This is a genomic window from Lentibacillus songyuanensis, assembly GCF_039548255.1.
Lineage (GTDB): Bacteria > Bacillota > Bacilli > Bacillales > Amphibacillaceae > Lentibacillus_C > Lentibacillus_C songyuanensis.
On the sequence record NZ_JBCLVH010000002.1, the window covers coordinates 57,821 to 78,046 of the forward strand.

Here is a 20,226-nt window from a genome sequence, read left to right on the forward strand (position 1 = left end):
CAAAACCGCCCGTTTTACCGAGCGGTTTGTTTAGCTTTGTGCTTTTTCCTTATAATCACAATTTGTGCATTGTATTTGGGTTTCTTTTTTCTTCTTTTTCTCGACCAGTAGCGAATTACACTTAGGACATGGTCGGGAAATTGGTTTATCCCATGAGACAAAGTCACATTCCGGAAACCGGTCACAGCCATAAAAGGTACGTTTCTTTTTCGATTTCCGTTCCACGACATCGCCTTGCTTACATTTCGGGCAGGTTACCCCAATTTTTTTCAAGATTGGTTTCGTATTACGACATTCTGGAAAGTTGGAACAAGCAAGGAATTTCCCATACCTTCCCATTTTATATACCATTTCATGTCCACATTTTTCACAGGTAATCCCTGCAGGTTCATCTTTAATCTCGATTTTTTCCATTTCCTTTTCTGCGGTCTCCAGCCGCTTACTAAACGGCTGATAAAATTCATCTAAGATCGCAATCCAATCCACTTTACCTCCTTCAATGGAGTCAAGATCTTCTTCCATCTTTGCAGTAAAGTCGAGATCAACAATTTGCGGGAAAAATTCCTCCAGTAACTCATTAACAATCTGACCGAGCTCGGTTGGAATAAATCGCTTATTATCAATACTGACATACCCGCGACGTTGGATAGTATCAAGAGTAGGAGCATAGGTTGATGGCCGGCCAATTCCCTGTTCCTCCATTGTCTTAACCAGTCTTGCCTCCGTATACCGTGGGGGTGGCTGGGTGAAATGCTGATTAGGGACTATTTCATTAGCCTTTACTTCCATTCCTTCCTGTAAATCAGGCAAATACTTATTTTCTTGTTTGCCATTATCATCTGTTCCTTCTACATATACACTCATGAAACCTTTAAATTTAATCTTAGATCCAGTGGCACGAAACTCCACACCATTGTTTATTAACTGAACGGTCATCGTATCCATAACAGCAGGCGCCATTTGGCTTGCGAGGAATCGTTCCCAGATTAATTGATATAACCGATATTGATCCCGTGATAATGTTGGCTTTAGTGTTTTTGGATCCCGGAGGACGGATGTTGGACGAATGCCTTCGTGTGCATCCTGTGCCCCTTCTTTTTGTTTTGTCTTTTTGGCTGTACCAAGATAGTCCTTACCGTGTTTCTCCTCAATATATCCTTTTGCCTCATCTTTTGCCGTATCTGAAATACGCGTTGAATCCGTACGCATATAGGTGATGAGACCAGTAATTCCACCAGCTTTCTTTCCCAGATCAATTCCTTCATAAAGCTGCTGCGCAACCATCATCGTCTTCTTCGCACGGAAATTAAGCTTTCTGGCTGCCTCCTGCTGCAACGATGACGTTGTAAATGGCATGGCTGGATTACGTTTTCGTTCTCGTTTCTTCACCTGGTCAACCAGGAATGTTTCATCGGTTAACTTCTTAAGAACCTCATTAACTTCATTTTCTGATGCTAATGCTTGCTTCTTGTTATCGATTCCATAAAACGAACCTTCGAATGTTTCCTCGTCTTTCTTAAAGTTAGCTTCAATAGACCAATATTCTTCCGGCTTAAAGTTCTCAATTTCCTTTTCACGGTCAATAATCATCTTTACCGCAACAGACTGTACACGGCCGGCACTTAATCCTTTTTTGACCTTTTTCCATAGTAATGGACTGATGTTATATCCTACTAATCGGTCGAGTATTCGTCTCGCTTGCTGCGCATCCACTAAATCTGTATCAATCGAACGTGGGTGTTTAAATGATTCCTTGATAGCGTCCTTCGTTATTTCGTTAAAGACGACACGGCAATCGGAATGCTCATCAATATTTAAACTGTGCGCTAAATGCCAGGCAATGGCTTCCCCTTCTCGATCGGGGTCGGCAGCAAGATATACTTTTTTAGCCTTTTTTGCTGCTGATTTAAGGTTTTTTAACACATCACCTTTGCCGCGAATCGTAATATATTTTGGTTTAAAGTTATTTTCCGGATCCACACCCGTTTGACTTTTCGGCAAATCCCGAACATGGCCCATGGATGCTTCTACTTTATATTTTTTTCCTAAATACCGCTCAATCGTCTTTGCTTTTGCAGGCGATTCAACGATAACAAGATAGTCTGACATACTGCTTTCTCCTCCCAAAATGAGGTAACCTATTTAAAATCTGCATTTAAAAATTTGCCAAATTGAACACCAGCTAATCAAGCAATCAGTTGGCATACTTTTCAATTGGAAATCTTCACTAATAGTAAATATATCATTCCCATTTGTCAAACATGATTAAACGGATCGTTTCATTTTCAACGTACATTATCCATATGTTTATGTTCGCTTTCTATGAAAATATGCTTCATTGCTTCCCAATCCTCGATTATATCCGCTGCATGAAACACTAGTTTCGCCCCGTCTTGAATCATCCGATGACACCCAACGGTTTCCGGCAAAAGAGGGGAATCCGGAACAGCATAGACTTCCCTTCCCTGATCAAGTGCCTGATCCACTGTTATTAATGTTCCACTTCGTTCCTTGGCCTCGATTACCAGTGTCCCAAAGCTCAGACCACTTATAATTCGGTTCCTCTCAGGAAAATGGAATCGTTCAGGAAGGGCGTCGGGAATATATTCGGATAATAACAATCCGTGTTGTGCCAGTTTATGAAATAAGGCTATGTTCCGCTTTGGATAAATGTGATGGAAACCGCTTCCCAAAACAGCTATTGTTTTTCCTTTATGGTTTAGTGCGAGTTGATGGGCGTAAGAATCAATACCATTTGCCATACCACTGACAACTAAAAAATTCTTTTCCATCATCGGTCGTAATATGAATGCCATTTTTCGATATGCTTGCTGAGAAGGGTTCCGTGTGCCGATCACACTTAGGGCTGGTTTGTGGCTCAACAAGGAGAGGTCACCCAAGGCATAAAGAACAAATGGTGGGTCTTTTATTGTTTTTAGCACATTCGGGTACATTTCGTCAACTATTGTAACGATCGTAAACTGATTGATATCACGTTTTAGTGACGCATGGATTTGCTGATTGTGCAGATCGGAATATAGCAATTGGGCATTTTTATAAGGAATCGCATAGTGATGACTTAACTGTGAGGATGATAGCTGATAGAGGCTGGACAAAGAGGATTCCAACTTGAGCATTCGCCGGATTGTATGTCTGGTAACTCCACGACAACGATGGAGATGAATCAGCTTTTTTCGCAATATTTGCATGACATCACTCCTTTAGGAAAGGGGCCTGTCCTAATACAAGACAGACCCAATCTATTTATTAATGTGTTTTACATTTTTCAGCTAAGTTATGTTCTTTTAATGCTTCAATCATCTTTTCACCCATAACTGCTGGTGTTTCAGCAACCTTAATACCACATTCTTCCATGACACGAATTTTCTCTTCTGCTGTACCTTTACCACCGGAAATAATTGCACCGGCGTGGCCCATGCGTTTTCCTGGAGGTGCAGTTGCACCGCCAATGAAGCCGACAACAGGCTTTTTCATATTCGCTTTTACCCATGCGGCTGCTTCTTCCTCAGCCGTACCGCCGATTTCACCAATCATAACAACTGCTTCCGTATCGGGATCATCATTAAATGCAGATAATACATCAATAAAGTCTGTACCATTAACAGGGTCTCCACCAATACCTACAGCGGTTGATTGACCATAGCCTTTTTCTGAAAGTTGATGAACTGCTTCATACGTTAAAGTCCCAGAACGGGAAATAACACCGATATGCCCTTTTTTATGAATGTATCCCGGCATAATACCGATTTTACATTGCTCAGGTGTAATGACACCAGGGCAGTTTGGTCCGACCAGACGTGTTTTTTTGCCTTCCATATAGCGTTTTACTTTCACCATATCCAAAACAGGAATATGTTCTGTAATACAAATGGCCAGATCTAGCTCGGCATCCACCGCTTCAAGAATAGCATCAGCAGCAAATGGCGCTGGAACATAAATGACAGAAGCGGTAGCACCTGTTTGATCAACAGCATCTTTTACGGTATTAAATACTGGTACACCCTCTACTTCTGTACCGCCTTTTTTCGGTGTTACACCACCAACGATTTTTGTACCATATTCAAGCATTTGTTTTGTATGAAACCTTGCAGTACCACCGGTGATTCCTTGGACAATTACCTTTGTATCCTGGTTAACATATATACTCATTTTCGTCCGTCCTTTCTACGTAAATCAACTACGCGTTCTTGTGAAATAATGGTAAAAATAGAAGTGCTGAACCGCTTAACAGTTACCTTTTGTTTTGATCGGTAAACTCCGGTCCCTGACGCCTGAGTGCACGTTTATTTCACCATGGAAACGATCTTTTCTGCGCCGTCAGCCATGGAACCAGCTGAAGTAATATTTAATCCCGACTCGTCCAGAATTTTCTTGCCCAAATCAACATTCGTACCTTCTAAACGTACAACCAATGGCAACTCTAGGCCAACTTGTTTCGTAGCTTCAACAACGCCTTCCGCGATAACGTCACATTTCATGATTCCACCGAAAATATTTACAAAAATTCCTTTTACATGGGAATCGGACAAAATGATTTTAAATGCTTCTGTAACCTTTTCAGCAGTCGCGCCGCCCCCAACATCAAGGAAGTTTGCCGGTTCGCCGCCATAGTATTTGATAATGTCCATAGTAGACATGGCAAGACCTGCGCCATTGACCATACAGCCAATGTTGCCATCCAGCGCCACATAGCTCAGATCATATTTTGATGCTTCAATTTCTTTTTCATCTTCTTCATCCAAATCACGGAAATCCTGAACATCCTTCTGACGGTACAATGCATTGTCGTCAAAATTCAATTTGGCATCAAGTGCCATAACCTCCCCGTCTTCAGTCGTAACGAGTGGGTTAATTTCAGCAATAGAACAATCCTTCTCTATAAATACTTGATATAAACCAGTCATGAACTTAACTGCTTTTGATAACAATTCATCAGGAATATTAATGTTAAATGCCAGTCTGCGAGCCTGGTATGGACTCAAACCAACAACTGGATCGATTACTTCTTTGAATATTTTTTCCGGTGTCTTTGCGGCAACTTCTTCAATTTCCGTACCACCTTCCTCGGATGCCATCATCACAACTCGTGATGTCGCACGATCCAGGACAACTCCGACATAATATTCTTTTTTAATATCGCATCCTTCTTCAATCAGTAAGCGTTTGACTTCCTTACCTTCTGGACCTGTTTGATGCGTAACAAGAGTTTTTCCCAAAATTTCATCCGCATATGTACGCACTTCGTCTAAATTTTTAGCAACTTTAACTCCGCCGGCCTTACCTCGCCCCCCGGCATGGATTTGTGCTTTAACTACTGTTACAGATGTACCCAGCTTCTTGGCAGCTTCAACTGCTTCATCGACAGTATATGCAACATGGCCATTTGGCACATTGACGCCAAGTTCTCGAAGAATTTCTTTGCCTTGATACTCATGAATGTTCATCCTTCATCCTCCCATCAAAATTCACTGCATTTCCATTGTATTAAAAAACAACATATTTCACAAGAATAAGCAACTAAGGGACTCCGGACATCATTCAAAGTTGATGGAAACTGCGACGTAGTGACAATTCTCTTTCATTACACTGCGAAGTAAGGGGGTTGTTGATTTTCAAATACATGTGCTAATGCCGCCGTCCGGGGAGGGGAGGGCGGAGTATTCTGACGGAGCGCATTTAGCACCAATCTTCCATTAGAACGGGAGGAGTGCCCTCAAAAAGAATTATCACTATATCGCAATATATGTAAATAGTGTCAAATTATAAAAGAGTTTTTTCAGATTGCTTGATTCCAGCAACTAAAACACTAGGGATACCATTTTTATGAATTCGTATCACCCATGGATCGATCGGTTTGATAAATAAAGGCAAACACCTCAGCAACCGCCTGGTACAGTTCCTCGGGAATCGTTTCATTGATATTTAATTCTGCTAATAATTCAACCAATGATTCGTCCTCCTGAACCGGTACATGGTGTCTTTTTGCTTTTTCGACAATACTTTCGGCAAGCAGTCCTTTTCCTGTTGCCGTTACCTTAGGTGCCTGATTAATCTGATGATTATAGCGGAGTGCAACCGCCTTTTTTCGTTTTTCGTTCATATCCGATAATCCACCCCTTGTGCCGAGAATGATTCATCTGGACCATCTGTCTTGTTTTCGGTTTCCTTTAATGGCTTCAGCGCGACCGTACTCAAATGATAATCCAACTGGTTCAGCCCTTCCTTTAACATCGGTTTAAGTGCGCTAATATGTTCATTTAATTGGCTGTACGAATTATAAATCGTCACTGCTATGGAACGTTTTTGAACGTTCATATCAATCACCGTTTCTTTTACATGTGCTAAATCCAAATAAAACAAGATCCGGCAATAGTCCGTACTGATCTCTCCAGTATTTGTCTTTTTCCCCTCAAAATTGAGTTGGATGTCTCGAAGCAATCCTAACTTTTCGCCTGGGAGCTGCATACTAGCCTGGATAAAATTGGCCGATTCTTGAACCGAATGTATCTGCAGACCATTAATATGGTGCAATAGCTGTTGGGATTGCTCATGTATGGAACCATCGCTGTTATGCAACAATTGAATCAACATGGATTTAATTGTCATCATCTGATCTTTTTGCAGTAATTGATGTTCATAATTCAACCCGACGAACTGCAACACCTGTTTTACTTGCTGTAAAAATAACTCCTTTGGATGCAGCCAGGTTACTGGAAGTGCTTGTTTCATGTTGGAATATAACGATTCGAGCTTTGGATCAGCCTGAACGTTTGCCATTGCTTCCAGGATACTGAGCAGATTACGCAATGATTCAGGATGGTTGTGGGTATATTGTGTGAATAGTTGTATCTGTTCATTGGTAAGTTTTGGGACAAGCTGTTGATTCAGTTCCTGTTTTAATACAGTAAATGCAGCGTCAGGGAGTGGCTTGTTGTTTTGTAACGATTGTCTTAGTAAACCAGCCCACTGTTGCAGCTCTTTCGCCGTTTGTTTATCCGCTTGTCCGAGCATTTTAAGTAATGTATCATCATTCATATTAAATGGTAGGGGAAATGAACTGGTGAACGTATGACGTTCTTGATGTATCATCCAGGCCTGTTTCCATTTTGTGAAGTCCACCGATTTATCCAGCATCCCCTTCGCTTTAGCAAACGCAAAAAGAGTTCGATCATCTTGGGCAATCTCTGTCATTGCGTGTTTAACAAACACATCCCGCTGTGTCGTTGCCTGGTTTACCAGATTAGAAAGATGGTTCACGATTTGCTGCTGTAATGAATTTGCATTGGTATCCGGCTTTACCTGTTGGATGAATGCCCGGATCTGCTCTGTTAATCCGTTGATGCGTTTGCTATACATTGCTTGAAAAACCGCTTTGGTCATTGGCAATGTCCTAACCATCATTTCTTTCACTGCTTGTCTTGCATGTACCTGGTTTTGAGCATGTTGCACCAGATGTAATGCCTTCGTCAGCTGATCTTTATTAAACGGGACTTTTTCGGTAATAAGCAGTTCTACTAGTGCCTTACTTTGTTTGGTAGTTTTGAAGCCTAATTGCTGTAATAAATTTATCACATTGTCCGGCATTTGATTTTTAAGCTTATCACCTAGTACACTTAAACGAATGACGTCATCCGTAGCTTGCACTTGGAAATAATACGTGCTTCCAGTTGTTAAAGCAGCTTCTAGTTGTGCCACCATTTTTTGCGAACCAAGCTGCATAAGCGCTTTATGATTCGGATATAGCTGCAGCACTTTTCCCTGTATGATTTGTCCCTGTTTTAATTCAGGCTTGTTGACAGGTGCTTGAATTTCCGCAGCAGTCTGCGTGTGTTGAATACGCATTGCCTCATCTCCATTTTGCGTTACGTCATGTGGCAGCATTTTTTACAGGGGCATACGATTTTCGATGGTACGGTGAAATGCCATGCTGCACCAGCATATCCATGTGATGCTTCGTTGGATACCCCATGTTTGATGCAAAATCATAGAGTGGATACTCCATATGTATTTGTTTCATGATGCGATCTCGCGTCACCTTTGCTAAAATGCTTGCAGCCGCTATTGAAACACTCTTCTGATCCCCTTTTATAATAGCTTCTGAGGAACATATTAATTCTGGTAATTCTACCGCATCCACTAAAACATGATCAGGCTTCGTATCCAATTGATCGACAGCATGATACATGGCTATTTTTGTTGCTTGAAATATATTTCGTTCATCGATTGTTTGATTGTCAATGATGGATATCCCATAGCTTACAGCCTGCTCCTTAATAATCTCAAAAAATCGATTCCGGGTCGCCTCATTTAACTGTTTCGAGTCATTTAATCCTAACAAAGTAAAATCACGGGGCAAGATCACAGCCGCAGCAACAACCGGACCTGCTAGGGGACCCCTGCCTGCTTCATCGATTCCGGCAATAAACTGGCAGCCATTATGATAACTATATTGTTCGTAGCGGCACATGTTGGTGAACATACTCTCCATTTCCAGTCGTTTCTGTTGTTCCCTGTCATAGCGCTGAATGAGCTGCTGCACACCTTTTCGCGCATCACGTCGTAATTCAGTGATTAGCGCTGGCGTTGCCTGTTTTGCTGCAAATAATTGTTTTAATTCGGTAATGGATCTTTTTCTCATCTGTACACCTCTATTTCTTTATCGGCGGATTTATCTTTTTTTATAAGGGATTATTTCCTACAAATAAGGAAAACTGGCATGCACGAAGGGGTGTATGCCAGTTAATGTTCAACGGATTCTAATGTAATCCTGCCCAGCTTGCCTGTCCTGAGATCACGTATCACAATATCCGCTACTTTATCAAAATTCACATTGCCACCGCTTTCCAAGCAGCCACGTCTGCTTCCAATGGTTTCAAAAATATCCCACATGTCGTGTGCGTCGCGATCAATAGCAAACCTTTCCTTCAGCAATTCGGGGTAATGGTTTTGTAAATGTTGAATGACAAACGCTGTGATGTCTTGTAATGATAATAGCTGATCCTTAATGGTCCCCAATGCTGCCAGACGATAACCGACAAGCTCATCCTCAAATTTTGGCCACAGGATTCCTGGTGTATCCAGCAGTTCAAAGTCTTTGCCGACCTTAATCCATAACTGCTGTGTAGTAACCCCCGGCCGATCCCCTGTTTTAGCAATTTTTTTATGGGCAAGCCGATTTATCAGCGTCGATTTACCGACATTTGGTATGCCAACAATCATTGCTCGTACAGCCCGGGGCTGGATACCTTTGCGCTGTAATTTATCCACTTTTTCTTGACCTAACATTTTGGCCACTTGGATGACATGCTTGATATCTTTTTTATCATTCACTTCTACTGCAACCGCTTTTATCCCTTTTGCTTGAAAATGATCAACCCACTTGGCTGTTTCCTGCGGATCAGCCAAGTCTTTTTTCATCAACACCATCATTTTAGGTTTGTTTTGCAATACCTGTTGCAGCATGGGATTTTGAGATGATAATGGTGCACGTGCATCCACCAATTCGATTACAAAATCTACAAGTTTTAACTTTTCTTCCACTTCCCGCCGTGCCTTGGCCATGTGACCCGGAAACCATTGAATTGGCATCTTTTGTTCACCCTATTCTTTTATGATATGGAAACGATTGAGTGGCCAGTAGGTTAAACTGGTTTTGCCAACAATCTGATCCTCAGAAATCAAACCTAATATTCGGCTGTCGGTGGAATTGCTGCGATTATCACCAAGTACGAATACATAACCTTTTGGAATGGTTTGATAACCACCAGGTACATCCTCCAACCGAAAATCATCTGTCAGTATTTCTCCAGGCTGCAGGCTTTCTTTTCGTTCGTTTAAGAAAGGCTCGGCGACCTTCTTCCCATCAATATATAAAACTTCATCCTTGACAGCAACATGCTCTCCGGGAAGACCAATCACTCGTTTAATAAAATCCTTTTCCTCATTTGCGTGAAACACAACAATATCAAAACGGCTTGGTTCACCTACATGATAGGCAAACTTGTTAACAATCATTTGATCTCGATTATGCAATGTTGGCTGCATCGATGGGCCATCTACAATAATGGGAGCAAAAAAGTACGTTCTGACAACCAGAGCTATTCCAAATGCAAACAATAATGCTAATATCCAGTCAAACCACTCTTTTTTTCTTCGCTTGGCCATTACTCCACTTCCTTTAGTACATGTCCAAAAAGAAGGTAAAACCAACCTTTTGAACATCGTCTCTTACAATAAATATGTATGATAATAGCTGTCATGTGATTTCAAGTTAAAGAGAAAAAGAGCTTGCAACAATGCTAAGCTCCTTTCCCATACTAGTTTCCATATAATTAACGACGTTCTTTAATTCGTGCCGCTTTACCGCGTAGATTACGTAGATAGTATAGTTTAGCTCGACGTACAATACCACGACGGGAAACTTCGATTTTTGCAACTCGAGGTGAATGTAATGGAAATGTACGTTCAACACCTACACCATAAGAAAGCTTTCTTACGGTAAATGTCTCACTGATACCACCATTTTGGCGTTTAATAACAACACCTTCAAACACCTGAATACGCTCGCGCGTGCCTTCCACAACTTTTACGTGAACTTTTACTGTGTCACCCGCGCGGAAATCAGGATGATCTGTGCGAAGTTGATCTTTGGTAATTTCTTCAATTAATTGTTGCATCCTACTTCACTCCTTCCAAACCAATGTTCATGTCTCACTAAGTGGCAGCGGAACATCGTTTATACGGCTTAAGTTATGTACTTAAGCACAACAATTAATATACCATAACGCTATCAAGAGTTCAACTGTTTTGTAAATATTCTCTTGTCGTGTTTATCCCCTCTTAACAGCGTAAGACTCCTGCTTCAAGATTTTGGAGCAAAATAAAACAGATAAGTTAAAACCAACTACATGACAAAGGTCCGCTTCTGGTCGGGCCTGCACTAGAACATCAGCGTTCGTCGGAGCCTCACTGTTTGAAGTTTCACTTTATCAGGCCATCAGTACCTCTATCAATAATTTCGTGCAGTAGTTTCCGATCACTTTCTGTCAATTCTTGCTGGTTGATCAACTCCTGGCGCCGTTCATAGGTCCGCTTCAGGGACTCTTTCCTGCGCCATTGTTCGATCTTTTGGTGATCACCTGATAGCAGAATATCCGGAACCTTCATACCGCGAAAATCAGCTGGACGGGTATAATGCGGATGCTCCAGCAAACCAGTGGAAAAAGAATCTTCTCGAGCTGAATCTTTATTGCCTAATACATCCGGCAACAAGCGAACGACACTGTCAATAACGACCATCGCCCCAAGCTCTCCACCTGTTAAAACATAATCACCGATTGAAATTTCATCGGTTACAAGATGCTTCCTGATTCGTTCGTCATAGCCTTCGTAATGCCCGCAAACAAAGACAAGATGTTCCTCATCAGCCAATTCTTCTGCCTTTTTTTGATTATATTGTTCCCCCTGTGGACACAACAAAATAATGCGGGGCTTTGCAGCTTCGTGCTTTGTAACTGACGCCACCGCATCAAACACAGGCTGTGGCGTCAGTACCATACCTGCTCCGCCTCCATATGGGTAATCATCCACTTTACCATGTTTGTTTTCCGTAAAATCACGAAAATTAATCAAGTTGTAGCTAAACGTTTCTTTTTCCTGTGCTTTTTTTAATATCGACGTATGGAACATAGCCGAGATCATTTCGGGAAATAGTGTTAACACATCAATATGCATCAATCAAGCAGTCCTTCCATCGGTTCAATAACCACTTTTTTTGCCTGCACATCGACTGTTTTGACAACATCTGCAATATACGGGATAAGCAGTTCTTTGCCATTGGCCTGTTTAACCACCCAGACATCATTAGCGCCAGGAGCTAAAATTTCTTTAATCGTACCCAGCTTTTCTTCATTATTTGTATAAACGTCACAGCCAATAATTTCGTGGTAGTAATATTCATTTTCTTCCAAACCGGTTAATTGTTCCTCGGAAATTTTTAGATAAGCTCCCTTAAATCGTTCCACATCATTGATATTGTCATAGTTCTCGAAATGGATCAGATCAAACCCTTTGTGTATCCGATGACCATCAATTACCAGAGGCAAGGGACGTTCTTTTTCTATTACTACGTATAGTGTTTCACCAATCTCAAACCGTTCCGCGAAATCGGTAATTCGTTTTACTTTCACTTCTCCAAGAAGCCCATGTGTATTCACGATTTTTCCCACAGTATACATCTTTTCCATTTTCCATCACCCACTATTCATCGATCCGAACAACCACATCATCCTCAATGACAATTGCGCGTTCATCCATGATCTTATCCCAATGCGTTCCTACCTCTACCTCAACAAGAGCCTCAACCTCTTTTTCCACAATTTCACTGCCAATTTCCAGCATGTCCAACTGTTCTATTTTAAAATCCAATAGTTTCATTTTTTCTTTACGATTTTTAATTTCCTGCTGAAACCGGCTGTTCACCTCATGCTTTGCGACACCTGGTTTGTTTTGCAATTTTCGTTGTTCGAACAGTAGCTGTTGACACTCTTGTTCAAGCCGCATTTTATGTTGATTAAAGTTCATTTGTAGCTTGGCTTTGCTTTTCTCTGTGATAATTTGTTTAATGAGTACCTTCTTGATTATTTTCATATCTGTTCCTCGCTCCCGTAAAAACGATCTGAAAACAAACAGTCATGTGTAAAAAGGGAAAGGTATCCCCTCTCCCTCTACATAATATCCAAATAAATTCGTTTGTTTGCCTCCGTACGTGCTGCATATACAATGGTACGGATTGCTTTGGCGATACGACCGTTCTTGCCGATCACCTTTCCAACATCATCCTGATTAACTGTAAGATGGTAAACAATCTTGTTTTCCTCTTCCTTTTCGGTCACATGGATGTCTTCCGGATGATCAACAAGTGGTTTCACAATAGATTCGATTAGGGCTTTCATGATATCACACTACCTTACTATTGATTTTTTTGGTCGTGGAATTTCTTCATGATGCCTTGTTTTGAGAAAAGATTGCGTACTGTATCACTTGGTTGTGCACCATTCGTCATCCAGCTAAGCGCTTTTTCTTCATCAATCTTAACTTCAACCGGGTTAGCTACCGGGTTATAGGTTCCAATTTGTTCGATTTGACGTCCATCACGAGGAGAACGTGAATCTGCAACAACAATACGATAGAAAGGATTGCGTTTTGATCCCATACGTTTCAAACGAATCTTAACAGCCATGTCTTTGCACCTCCAATAAAAAGTTTATCACAAGTTTAGATTCTAACAGAAACTTGTCAGTCTGTAAAGTGTTTTTCCATTACATGTTTAATCAACGTCATTAGACGGCACTGCAGCTTTTGTGTCTACATAAATGGAAATTTCATGCCTTTGCCTTTTTTGCCTTTTTGCATGTTGGTCATTTGTTTCATCATTTTTTTCATTTCACTGAATTGCTTGAGCAGCCGGTTGACTTGTGAAACGGATGTACCGGAGCCTTTGGCAATTCGCTTTTTACGACTGGCATTCATAATATCAGGTTCCTGTCGTTCTTTTTTGGTCATTGATTGGATGATGGCCTCGACCTGGGTCAGCTGGCTTTCATCGATTTGCGCATTCTTTAACCCTTTCATTTTTCCCGATCCAGGAATCATCGAAAGCAGGTCTTCCAATGGTCCCATTTTCTTTACTTGTCCCATCTGCTCCAAAAAGTCATCAAACGTAAACGACATGGACCGCATTTTTTCTTCTAATTCTTTTGCCTGCTTTTCATCAACATTTGTCTGTGCCTTTTCAATTAAAGTTAGTACATCACCCATGCCAAGAATTCTTGAGGCCATACGTTCCGGATGAAAAGCCTCCAGTTGATCAAGTTTTTCGCCCATCCCGGCAAATTTCACCGGTTTGTCCGTTACCGCTTTGATCGATAAAGCAGCCCCACCGCGAGTATCACCGTCAAGTTTCGTTAATATGACCCCAGTAATATCCAGTTGGGCATTAAAGCTCTCGGCAACATTCACAGCATCCTGCCCTGTCATCGCGTCAACGACAAGAAAGATCTCGTCTGGTTTAACAGCTTGTTTCATTCGTTCCAGTTCATCCATTAAATCATTATCAACATGCAAGCGCCCAGCTGTATCAATGATCACATAATCCTGATGATCTTCCTTCGCTTGCGCAATTGCTTTCGTGGCAATATCGACCGGATTTGCTTCGGTCCCCATTGAAAATACCGGCATATTCAATTGGGTACCCAATGTTTCTAACTGTTTAATAGCAGCAGGACGATAAACATCACAGGCAACCAATAACGGGTTACGATTGTGTTTCTTGCGTAGTAAATTTGCAAGTTTTCCCGTAGTTGTTGTTTTACCAGCACCTTGCAATCCGACCATCATGATAACGGTTGGTGATTTATCAGCTACGGCAATCTTGCTCTGTTCACCGCCCATCAGCTCGGTCAGCTCTTCTTTAACAACTTTAATGACCTGCTGGCCGGGTGTCAGACTTTCCATCACTTCTTGTCCGACAGCTCGTTCCTTAATTCGTTTAATTAAATCCTTGACAACTTTAAAATTGACATCGGCTTCCAGTAATGCAAGACGAACTTCACGTGTCATTTCTTTAACATCTTGTTCACTTACTTTACCTTTACCTGTTATTTTCTTTATGGTTTGTTGCAGGCGGTCAGAAAGTCCTTCAAACGCCATGGAAGGTGTCCCCCTAATCTAATTCTTTTAATTGGTTAATAAGGTTTAAAACAGGTTCTTCACTTGCTGTTTTTTCAAGTTTGTCCAGTAATTGTGTGCGCTGTTGAAACTTTTCATATAAAAGCAATTTCGTTTCATAGGTTTCAAGCATCGCTTCCGTCCGTTTAATATTATCATATACAGCTTGCCTTGATACATGTGATAGTTCGGATATTTCGCCTAAGGAATAGTCCTCTAAATAGTACATATCCATATAGTTCCGTTGCTTAGGGGTTAATAACGCTTGATAAAAATCAAATAAATAATTAATGCGTGTTGTCTTTTCCAGCAATTCTATCACCCCTTGTTAAGTGGATTCACTTTACAAATATACTACCATTATTCCGGTTCATCTTCAAGCAGATCCGCAAACAAACCATAAACAAAAGCGGTGGCATTGAAAGCTTGCAAATCATTTACCTGCTCACCCAATCCCACAAATTTCACCGGAATATGCAATTCATTACGAATGGCAAGAACGATTCCACCTTTAGCAGTACCGTCAAGTTTTGTTAATACAATCCCTGATACATTCGTTGCTTCTGCAAATATTTTCGCCTGACTCATGGCGTTTTGGCCTGTTGTTGCATCAAGGACAAGTAATACTTCGTGTGGCGCCCCCGGAACCTCCTTTTCAATGACTCGTTTTACTTTAGCCAGTTCATTCATTAGATTGACTTTATTTTGCAATCTTCCTGCAGTGTCACAAATTAATACGTCTGCCTCCCGTGATTTAGCCGCACGAATGCCATCAAAAATTACTGCCGCCGGATCACTGCCGGCGTTTTGCTTGATAACATCCACCTCAGATCGCTTTCCCCACTCTTCCAGCTGTTCAATTGCCCCGGCTCGGAATGTATCGCCCGCTGCCAAAACAACTTTTTTCCCTTTTTGCTTTAGCTGATGGGCCAATTTACCAATGGAGGTGGTTTTTCCAACACCATTGACTCCGACAACCAGGATAACCGATAGCTCCCCTTCTTTTAGGTTAAGTTCCTCGATTTCATCCTCATCATCCCCGTAATAAATCTCGACTAATTTCTCGGAAATAACAGTTTTTACTTCTTTTGTATCTTTCATGTTTTGTCGTTTTACTTCCATTTTAAGTTCATCGATGAGATCCATCACTGTCATCACACCGACATCAGCGGAAATTAATACTTCTTCCAATTCTTCAAAGAAATCTTCATCCACTTTCCGGTAGCGGGCAATTAAATCATTAATTTTTCCCGAAAATGAACTGCGGGTTTTTTTCATCCCTTCCTTATACTTTGTAGATACTTCTTGTGTATCTTCCTGTCTGAATTTCTTTTTAAATTTATCCATGAATCCCATCATGCACACGTCCTTTATGAAGTAATCAATTCTTGTGTATCCTCTAAGCGAACCGATACTAATCGAGAAACACCAGATTCCTGCATCGTCACTCCGTACAGAACATCTGCCTCTTCCATTGTACCTTTTCGATGGGTAATCACAATGAATTGTGTTTCTTTACTATACATTTTTACATATTTGGCAAATCGAACGACATTCGCTTCATCAAGTGCAGCTTCCACTTCATCAAGCACACAAAAAGGTACTGGACGCACGCGCAAAATCGCGAATAATAAAGCAATTGCGGTTAATGCCCTTTCACCACCAGAAAGCAGGCCAAGATGCTGTAATTTCTTCCCTGGTGGTTCAGCAATGATATCGACACCCGTATCGAGCAGATTCTTAGGATCGGTTAATTTTAATGCAGCTCGTCCACCACCAAACAATTCTTTAAATACACTGGTGAACTCTTCTTGTATTTGGGTAAATGTTGTTGAAAAACGGTTTTCCATTTCTGCATCCATTTCAGCGATTACCTGGAATAAGGTCTGTTTTGCTTCAACCAGATCACCCTTTTGCTCCGTTAAAAACGTATAGCGTTCAGAAATACGTTCATATTCTTCAATTGCTCCAAGATTAACCGTCCCTAATCGTTCGATCGATTGTTTTAGCTGGTCAACATTCTGCTTTACTGCGGCCATATCAGCAGCCTTCTCATAAGTCTGTTTCGCTCGTTCAAACGTTAGCGTATACTCTGTTTGCAAATGGGAAAGTCGATTTTCCAGCTCTACATCCAATCGATTTGCTCTCACCTCTTTTTCTTGAAGCACCGTTACAAATTTCTGATGCTGCTTATGTTCTTCCTTTACTTCCCGTTCCTGATCCTGAATCAATTGTGTCTGCGTTGCGCGATCGTTACGCATTTCCTGGATCTTGACGGTAACTTGCTCTTTTTCTTCTTGTTTCACCTGAATATGCTGAATCATTTCTTCTTCTGTTGTCTCATTTTCATTTATGTCCATTAAATCAGCCAATTTTTTTGTGTAAAGGGTATGTTGCGCTGTAAGCTCTTGTAATTGCTGGTTACTTGCCTTCGTTTTTTCCCGCTGGCTTTTCAAACGTTCCTCTTGTTCTGCCAGGATCACTTGACAGTTATGGTAGTCTTTTCGCATTTGCTCCTGGTTTTCCTTAGATGCTGTATCTTGTTGGGTTAAATCATCAATTTGCTGCTGGATAGTGGCTAACTGTTCCGCAATTTCTGCTAGTTCATCAGACAGTTGCCCAGCCCGTTTCTGAAGCCCGTGTACATCTTCATCAAATTGTCGTTTATCTTGATCATACCTCGTTAAATGATCATTTAACGAGGCTTGTTTTAATTCCATTTCTCGCAATTGTGCCTGCACATTCTGTAATGCCTCTCGCTGTGCTTCCAGTTCCTTTTGTTTGCTTTCAAGCAGTGCTTCCATTTGTTCCATTTCTTGTTTTTTCTTTGCAACATTTGACTCGAACGTGATCGTTCGCTCTTGAAATTGCTCCAGTTTTTGCGTCAGCTCCTGTAAATCCTTCTCTCTCGTGAAAAGTGACTGGTTTGTTTTCTTTTGGGCACCGCCGGACATGGAACCACCTGGGTTAACAACGTCACCTTCCAGGGTAACCACACGGAATTTACGTTTGGCAATCGCCGCGATATCATTTGCATCTTTCAACGTTTTGGCAATTAATACATGTCCCATTAAATGCTTAATTGCTTTGTGGTAGGGCTTGTCACAAGAAACTAGATCAGCAGCAACCCCTACATAGCCATGATGCTGTTTAACATTTGTTAAAATATCTGTTGACACATACCGCGGTTGAATCGAAGCAAGTGGTAAAAATGTAGCGCGCCCTTTATTTGTCTGTTTTAACCAGGTAATTGCCTTTCTAGCCGCGCCATCGTCCTCGACCACAATATGTTGCGCCTGTCCACCTAATACTGTTTCAATAGCCGTTATGTAATTTTTCGGCACCTCAACTAACTCAATTACAGCGCCATATATTGCTGCAAGCCTTTGTTCTTCCCTCGCTTTTAAAACAGCTTTAACACCATTAAAGAAACCTTGAAAGTCCTCTTTCATTTCCTCAAGCATTTCTTTTTTCGATTTTACTTTTTCAATGTATTGGTAGCCTTGATAAAGCTTTGCTTGTGATTCCTGGAAATGACTTCGCGCTTGTTCTAAATCATTTTTCAGTGTTTGCAACGACGCTTCCTTCTCTTGATATAATTGTTCTTTTTGGCGAAGGGCTTGTTTAATTCTTTGCTTTTCGTTCGTCAACCCTTCTCTTTCCGTCAGGAGATCACTGAATTTCGCTTGCTGTCTGTCTTTTTTTTCCGTAATTTGTTGTAACTGCTGTTGGATCGAGTTTTTTTCATTTCGTTTCGCTGCTTGATCATTGAGATACTCAATATAATCCGACTTTAACTCTTCAATTTTCTCAGCAATATTTTCCTCTTCCATACTCATTTGTTTATGAAGCTGTTCGGCCTTTTGTTTCGTTTCATTACGCTGATTGGTTAGTTCTTGCAATTTTTTTTCTTCCACTACTAATACTTGTTTCAATTTTTCCAATCGTTCACTGGCTTCACGCTGCTGGGATTCTAATTCCGTTTTATTTTCAGTGAAATGCTTTGTTCGTTCATTTAAAAGCCGCTTTTTCCCTTCGAATTGTTCCAGCTCTTGCGTAATGGATAAAAGCGATGATTGAAATACTTCGATGCGTTCATCCAAATCCTGTATAGACTTCCGCTCGCTTTCTATTTTTGCTTCCTTCTGTTGTATTGTTGTTTTCAATTCAACTTCCTGCAATTTTTCCGCTTCCATTTGTCGAAGCACTGTTTGCCATTGTTCATGTAATTGCTCAATTTCAGCGATGAGCAAGGAAATTTCCTGCTCTTTTAACTGTTCTTTGTATTCCAGATACGTTTGGGCGGTCTCAGCCTGCTGCTGTAACGGATCAATCTGTGTCTCAATTTCATGGATAATATCCTCCACCCGATTTAAGTTTTCCTGTGTTTCGGCTAATTTATATTCTGCTTTCTTTTTTCGCTGCTTATATTTTAAAACCCCTGCTGCCTCTTCAAAAATCGTTCGACGTTCTTCGGCTTTGGAGCTCAGGATTTCCTCTACTTTCCCCTGGCTAATAATCGAAAAAGCTTCCCTGCCCAGTCCGGAATCCATAAACAAATCAACAATATCCTTTAAGCGGCAGGACTGTTTATTAATATAAAATTCACTGTCCCCCGAACGATAAACCCGGCGCATGACACTTACTTCTTCATAATCAAGCGGTAAGGTCTGATCAGTGTTGTCAAGCACCAGTGTAACCTCTGCTACATTCAACGGTTTTCGCGTGTCACTTCCCTGAAAGATGATATCCTCCATTTTGGAGCCACGTAAAGATTTAGCTGATTGTTCTCCAAGCACCCAGCGAAGGGCATCGGTAATATTACTTTTTCCGCTTCCATTCGGGCCGACCACTGCCGTCACACCGGGAACAAAATCAACGTTAATCCGTTGAGCAAATGATTTAAAGCCAACACTTTCCAACCGTTTTAAATACATAATCATTCTCCTATCATACAGAGGCCAGCAGCAAAAAGTCAGATAATAACAATCACCGCCATTGCCTTTTTTCTACCTGGCCTCCTCGAACCTGCCTTCTTATCCCGATTGCCAAATAAAATAGTATTTGGCTTTTTACCGCATTTATTTTATCATAAAGGAAGAAACAAAAGAAGAGCCAGACTGTCTTCATACATAGCTAACGTTACTTAATTAACAAATGAGGTGTTCATGTGGGGTTAGAAAATCCTTCTGCAGAAAACTTAAAAATTATTTTAGATGATTTAGCCGAAACGCTTGGCGTCGTCAATCGTTCCATTATGGATCCAGAGGATTATGATTTAGACAAATATGATGACCTAAAATTTATGTACGACATGATCAAACAAAAAGGCAAACTAAGCGCTTCCGAAACACGCGCCTTCATCGATGAATTACGATCCGTAAGAAAATAGGACTTCCAAGAGGCAGGTTGAGCAGGTTCACTGCCAACCTGTCATTTTGGCAGGCAAAGTTCTTCAAATTCAAATAAATATCAATG

The 20,226-nt window shown here is 41.1% G+C and carries 20 protein-coding genes; 1 reads left to right on the forward strand and 19 read right to left on the reverse strand.

Features of this window, described 5'->3' with window-relative positions:
- Positions 1–30 precede the first annotated feature (30 nt).
- The 19 genes from topA to smc form a co-directional block, all read right to left on the reverse strand.
- Entirely contained in the window at positions 31–2,109 is a 2,079-nt protein-coding gene (gene topA / locus WMZ97_RS02295; protein ID WP_343270442.1) for a type I DNA topoisomerase, read from the reverse strand.
- Between the two features lie 176 nt (positions 2,110–2,285).
- On the reverse strand, positions 2,286–3,209 hold the full coding sequence (gene dprA / locus WMZ97_RS02300; RefSeq protein ID WP_343270443.1) for a DNA-processing protein DprA: 924 nt from the start codon (positions 3,207–3,209) through the stop codon (positions 2,286–2,288).
- A 58-nt stretch (positions 3,210–3,267) separates the two neighbouring features.
- Entirely contained in the window at positions 3,268–4,170 is a 903-nt protein-coding gene (gene sucD, locus WMZ97_RS02305; protein ID WP_343270444.1) for a succinate--CoA ligase subunit alpha, read from the reverse strand.
- A 134-nt stretch (positions 4,171–4,304) separates the two neighbouring features.
- Positions 4,305–5,465: an ADP-forming succinate--CoA ligase subunit beta gene (gene sucC / locus WMZ97_RS02310; protein ID WP_343270445.1), complete on the reverse strand. Its 1,161-nt coding sequence runs from the start codon at positions 5,463–5,465 to the stop codon at positions 4,305–4,307.
- A 377-nt stretch (positions 5,466–5,842) separates the two neighbouring features.
- The gene (locus WMZ97_RS02315) at positions 5,843–6,121 is read right to left on the reverse strand and encodes an EscU/YscU/HrcU family type III secretion system export apparatus switch protein (RefSeq protein ID WP_343270446.1); all 279 of its coding nucleotides are present in this window, start codon (positions 6,119–6,121) and stop codon (positions 5,843–5,845) included.
- The gene (locus WMZ97_RS02320) at positions 6,118–7,863 is read right to left on the reverse strand and encodes a hypothetical protein (RefSeq protein ID WP_343270447.1); all 1,746 of its coding nucleotides are present in this window, start codon (positions 7,861–7,863) and stop codon (positions 6,118–6,120) included. The genes WMZ97_RS02315 and WMZ97_RS02320 overlap by 4 nt, the downstream gene beginning before the upstream one ends.
- Positions 7,864–7,888: 25 nt before the next feature.
- Positions 7,889–8,659, reverse strand: a complete 771-nt coding sequence (locus tag WMZ97_RS02325) for a ribonuclease HII (RefSeq protein WP_343270448.1) — start codon at positions 8,657–8,659, stop codon at positions 7,889–7,891.
- 101 nt (positions 8,660–8,760) lie between these two features.
- Positions 8,761–9,609 (reverse strand): ribosome biogenesis GTPase YlqF, encoded by an 849-nt coding sequence (ylqF, locus tag WMZ97_RS02330; RefSeq protein WP_343270449.1) that lies wholly within the window; start codon positions 9,607–9,609, stop codon positions 8,761–8,763.
- A 12-nt stretch (positions 9,610–9,621) separates the two neighbouring features.
- Positions 9,622–10,185 carry a signal peptidase I gene (lepB, locus tag WMZ97_RS02335; RefSeq protein WP_343270450.1) on the reverse strand — a complete coding sequence of 188 codons (564 nt, stop codon included), beginning with the start codon at positions 10,183–10,185 and terminating at the stop codon, positions 9,622–9,624.
- 167 nt (positions 10,186–10,352) lie between these two features.
- Positions 10,353–10,697, reverse strand: a complete 345-nt coding sequence (rplS, locus tag WMZ97_RS02340) for a 50S ribosomal protein L19 (RefSeq protein ID WP_343270451.1) — start codon at positions 10,695–10,697, stop codon at positions 10,353–10,355.
- A gap of 304 nt (positions 10,698–11,001) precedes the next feature.
- Entirely contained in the window at positions 11,002–11,754 is a 753-nt protein-coding gene (gene trmD, locus WMZ97_RS02345) for a tRNA (guanosine(37)-N1)-methyltransferase TrmD (protein WP_343270785.1), read from the reverse strand.
- Entirely contained in the window at positions 11,754–12,266 is a 513-nt protein-coding gene (rimM, locus tag WMZ97_RS02350; protein ID WP_343270452.1) for a ribosome maturation factor RimM, read from the reverse strand. Before rimM ends, trmD begins: the two co-directional genes overlap by 1 nt.
- 13 nt (positions 12,267–12,279) lie before the next feature.
- Complete coding sequence (locus tag WMZ97_RS02355) at positions 12,280–12,669, reverse strand: YlqD family protein (RefSeq protein ID WP_343270453.1); 390 nt, start codon at positions 12,667–12,669, stop codon at positions 12,280–12,282.
- A 77-nt stretch (positions 12,670–12,746) separates the two neighbouring features.
- The gene (locus WMZ97_RS02360; protein WP_343270454.1) at positions 12,747–12,974 is read right to left on the reverse strand and encodes a KH domain-containing protein; all 228 of its coding nucleotides are present in this window, start codon (positions 12,972–12,974) and stop codon (positions 12,747–12,749) included.
- 17 nt (positions 12,975–12,991) lie between these two features.
- On the reverse strand, positions 12,992–13,261 hold the full coding sequence (gene rpsP, locus WMZ97_RS02365) for a 30S ribosomal protein S16 (RefSeq protein WP_343270455.1): 270 nt from the start codon (positions 13,259–13,261) through the stop codon (positions 12,992–12,994).
- A gap of 125 nt (positions 13,262–13,386) precedes the next feature.
- Entirely contained in the window at positions 13,387–14,730 is a 1,344-nt protein-coding gene (gene ffh / locus WMZ97_RS02370; protein ID WP_343270456.1) for a signal recognition particle protein, read from the reverse strand.
- A 13-nt stretch (positions 14,731–14,743) separates the two neighbouring features.
- Positions 14,744–15,061, reverse strand: coding sequence for a putative DNA-binding protein (locus tag WMZ97_RS02375; protein WP_343270457.1), 318 nt, complete (start codon positions 15,059–15,061; stop codon positions 14,744–14,746).
- 47 nt (positions 15,062–15,108) lie between these two features.
- Entirely contained in the window at positions 15,109–16,104 is a 996-nt protein-coding gene (gene ftsY / locus WMZ97_RS02380; protein ID WP_343270786.1) for a signal recognition particle-docking protein FtsY, read from the reverse strand.
- 14 nt (positions 16,105–16,118) lie between these two features.
- Positions 16,119–19,685, reverse strand: coding sequence for a chromosome segregation protein SMC (gene smc / locus WMZ97_RS02385; RefSeq protein ID WP_343270458.1), 3,567 nt, complete (start codon positions 19,683–19,685; stop codon positions 16,119–16,121).
- A gap of 233 nt (positions 19,686–19,918) precedes the next feature.
- On the opposite strand from smc, the gene WMZ97_RS02390 reads away from it, so the two are divergent.
- Positions 19,919–20,140, forward strand: a complete 222-nt coding sequence (locus tag WMZ97_RS02390) for a DUF1128 family protein (protein ID WP_343270459.1) — start codon at positions 19,919–19,921, stop codon at positions 20,138–20,140.
- Positions 20,141–20,226: the final 86 nt, after the last annotated feature.

Coding starts and splice junctions, on each gene's coding strand:
- topA (WP_343270442.1), bottom strand. CDS start 2,109: ATGTCAGACTATCTTGTTATCGTTGAATCGCCTGCAAAAGCAAAGACG.
- dprA (WP_343270443.1), bottom strand. CDS start 3,209: ATGCAAATATTGCGAAAAAAGCTGATTCATCTCCATCGTTGTCGTGGA.
- sucD (WP_343270444.1), bottom strand. CDS start 4,170: ATGAGTATATATGTTAACCAGGATACAAAGGTAATTGTCCAAGGAATC.
- sucC (WP_343270445.1), bottom strand. CDS start 5,465: ATGAACATTCATGAGTATCAAGGCAAAGAAATTCTTCGAGAACTTGGC.
- WMZ97_RS02315 (WP_343270446.1), bottom strand. CDS start 6,121: ATGAACGAAAAACGAAAAAAGGCGGTTGCACTCCGCTATAATCATCAG.
- WMZ97_RS02320 (WP_343270447.1), bottom strand. CDS start 7,863: ATGCGTATTCAACACACGCAGACTGCTGCGGAAATTCAAGCACCTGTC.
- WMZ97_RS02325 (WP_343270448.1), bottom strand. CDS start 8,659: ATGAGAAAAAGATCCATTACCGAATTAAAACAATTATTTGCAGCAAAA.
- ylqF (WP_343270449.1), bottom strand. CDS start 9,609: ATGCCAATTCAATGGTTTCCGGGTCACATGGCCAAGGCACGGCGGGAA.
- lepB (WP_343270450.1), bottom strand. CDS start 10,185: ATGGCCAAGCGAAGAAAAAAAGAGTGGTTTGACTGGATATTAGCATTA.
- rplS (WP_343270451.1), bottom strand. CDS start 10,697: ATGCAACAATTAATTGAAGAAATTACCAAAGATCAACTTCGCACAGAT.
- trmD (WP_343270785.1), bottom strand. CDS start 11,754: ATGCATATTGATGTGTTAACACTATTTCCCGAAATGATCTCGGCTATG.
- rimM (WP_343270452.1), bottom strand. CDS start 12,266: ATGGAAAAGATGTATACTGTGGGAAAAATCGTGAATACACATGGGCTT.
- WMZ97_RS02355 (WP_343270453.1), bottom strand. CDS start 12,669: ATGAAAATAATCAAGAAGGTACTCATTAAACAAATTATCACAGAGAAA.
- WMZ97_RS02360 (WP_343270454.1), bottom strand. CDS start 12,974: ATGAAAGCCCTAATCGAATCTATTGTGAAACCACTTGTTGATCATCCG.
- rpsP (WP_343270455.1), bottom strand. CDS start 13,261: ATGGCTGTTAAGATTCGTTTGAAACGTATGGGATCAAAACGCAATCCT.
- ffh (WP_343270456.1), bottom strand. CDS start 14,730: ATGGCGTTTGAAGGACTTTCTGACCGCCTGCAACAAACCATAAAGAAA.
- ftsY (WP_343270786.1), bottom strand. CDS start 16,104: ATGGGATTCATGGATAAATTTAAAAAGAAATTCAGACAGGAAGATACA.
- smc (WP_343270458.1), bottom strand. CDS start 19,685: ATGTATTTAAAACGGTTGGAAAGTGTTGGCTTTAAATCATTTGCTCAA.